Source organism: Candidatus Saccharimonadia bacterium, from assembly GCA_035544015.1.
In the GTDB taxonomy this organism is placed as follows: Bacteria; Patescibacteriota; Saccharimonadia; order UBA4664; family UBA4664; genus UBA5169.
Map to the genome: position 1 here is coordinate 1 of DATKIP010000025.1, position 2622 is coordinate 2622.

The window sequence follows — 2622 nt, forward strand, 5'->3', positions numbered from 1 at the left end:
GCGTGAAGTGGAAGACGAAGCGCTCGTGCCGGTCGAGCCAGGCGCGGACCTTGGGATGCTTGTGGGCGGCGTAGTTGTCGAGGATGACGTGGACCATCTTGCCGGCCGGCACCTCGGCCTCGATCGCGTTCAGGAAGCGCATGAACTCCTGATGGCGGTGGCGCTGCATGTTGCGGCCGATGACGGTCCCGTCGAGGACGTTGAGCGCAGCGAACAGGGTCGTGGTGCCATGGCGCTTGTAGTCGTGCGTCATGGTGCCGAGCCGGCCCTTCTTCAGCGGCAGGCCCGGCTGGGTGCGATCGAGAGCCTGGATTTGGCTCTTCTCGTCGAGCGAAAGCACGATGGCGTGGGCCGGCGGATCGACATAGAGCCCGACCACGTCGCGCAGCTTGTCGACGAAGTTCGGATCGTTCGAGAGCTTGAATTGCCGATAACGGTGCGGCTGAAGCCCGTGCGCCTTCCAGATGCGCCGGACCGCGCTGGCGCTGATGCCGCTCGCCCGTGCCATCAGATCGGCGGTCCAATGGGTGGTCTCGACCGGCGGATCGGCAAGCGTCAGCGCCACCACGCGCGCGGCCACCTCCGGACCGAGCGGAGGGATGCGCGAGGGCCGCGTCTTGTCGTGCAGGAGGCCGGCGATGCCTTCCTTCATGAACCGTTCCTGCCAGCGCCAGACGCAGGTCTTCGACTTGCCGGTCCGGCGCATGATCTCGTTGGTGCCAACACCGTCGGCGCTCGAGAGGATGATCGCCGCCCGCCAAGCGTGTTTCTGCGAGGCGTTACGGTCCCTGGTGATCGCACCCCAATCAGGACTCTTCTGTCAGGCAAAGACCACTAGCGGCTGTGGGAGTCGATAATGGGCGATGTCGTCGACGCCCCGTTTCTGAGCTGTGGGACGCTAACGGTGCGGAACCGAGCACTAGCTTTTCGGCACGTGAGGCTGCAGTATTGGCCTGTCGAGCGGCGTGGGCGGAAATGCTCCCCGCACTGGTTGCCAAGCATGCTTGTTCGGAAAGACCCGGAGACGGCACCCTTGTGCCCCCAATGCGGGGATGCGATGCGGCTTGCCCGCAAGCTCCCGCCAGTGCGGCCGCTGTCTGGGCTGGTCGTCCACTTATGCGGAGGCTGCGGATACGTCGGAACCGCCGAACGCGAGCCCGATCCCCCACCACCGAAGTGGCTTCGACCGACGCGCGGCGTACGAATTTCCCTGTTTCGTGCCGGCACTCGCGAACGCCAATAATCAGGCATGGACGACCAGCCAAAGACGAGGCTGATCTGTCGTCGTTGCGCGGCGCGCATGAAGCTCGCCAGGCTACTGCCCTGGCTCGACCACAGACTCCCAGCGATCCTCCTGTTTCAGTGCACCGACTGCGGGCATGTCGACATGGTCGAGTGGCCCGAGTCCGACGAAGAGGCGCCTTGAATGAACTTCGCGACAGCCTTGGCGCGCACCACACGTGCGGCTACAGGTTAGCAAATGGGTCGAGACACCGATCCAACGCTATCTGGGAAACAGGTCGATTATCTCGACCGCCCGATCGGTCAAGGATTCTGGAAGGATTGATGCTGCCAATAGAGAACGCGCTGGCACGCTTACACCACGCCTGCAATCCCGCACCCCGAGCGTTGCGCCGCTAATGCCCCGGCACCGATACGACGCTCCAACCATCTGGCTCATCGTCCGCATCAATCCGTAATGCGATCCTCAGCTTTGGCAACGTTATCGATCCTCGCCGCAAGCGCTGCGCCATAGCCCCGTCTGGTAAATGACCCTCCGATCTGACTAGCAGGCTCTCTGCTACGACCCGCTCGTGCTCTTCGCGTGGACTTTTGATCCTATACATACGGTCGCCGTCTCGTTCCGGCATCTCACCTACGATCTTGTAGTCGCCGGGAGCCGCAAGTCGAGAAATCATCGGAATGCAGGTCACTACTTCGCCAACGTTGAATTGCCCCATTGCCCCTCTCCACGCCAATCCCGGAGAGTCAACAGTGACGACCCAGATTTTGTTCGAGTGATGCCTATGTCCCGCTAAAACGGTGAGCGAAAATGGGTGTTTTCAAGGTCGCATAGGGGCGGGCCTGACCTCAAAAAGGCTTTGACCATGATAATCGGCGGCGCGAGCAAGCCGATGAACAAGTCCTGGGATGGGGTCAGACCTACCAACCAGTATCAAACACTTGGCTCTGACACGGTGCATCTATGAGATTTCTGCTTTTCTGCATATTCATCGCTCTCGATTTGGTCACTGCCACTGCTTCATCCGCCGAGACTGTAAATTGGGGCGCAAAGAGTGCTCTGCTCCATTTGCGTTCTCCTAACGCTGACTCTGTGGTTGCTGGATCACCACGCGCGACCAGCTCTGGTCAGGATTGAAGGTCGTCATCGCGCCGGCGACGCGCGCGGTGCTCAGCCCCAGATCCTTCTGGAACACGACGTCCTGGTGATTGACCACAAAAGTCATCACGCCGGAATTGCCGTATTCCGCCGGATAGGCCAACAGCGCGAACCCGCCGATCATCTTGCCACGTACCACGTAGTCGATTGCGCCGCCGAGTGCGCTCGGCCCCTGGCGTGTGAGCACCCGGTAGTAGTACCCGTGGTAGGGCATGCGCTGC

2 protein-coding genes are annotated in these 2622 nt (G+C 61.5%); both read right to left on the reverse strand.

The genetic code is table 11. From position 1 onward, the window contains the following. The coding region (locus VMT30_02115) for an IS630 family transposase (GenBank protein ID HVQ43737.1) at window positions 1–796 on the reverse strand (796 nt) is incomplete at its 3' end. Window positions 797–2321: 1525 nt separating this feature from the next. Beyond that, window positions 2322–2622, reverse strand: a 301-nt coding sequence (locus VMT30_02120; GenBank protein ID HVQ43738.1) for a DUF2950 family protein, incomplete at its 5' end; no start/stop codon positions are given.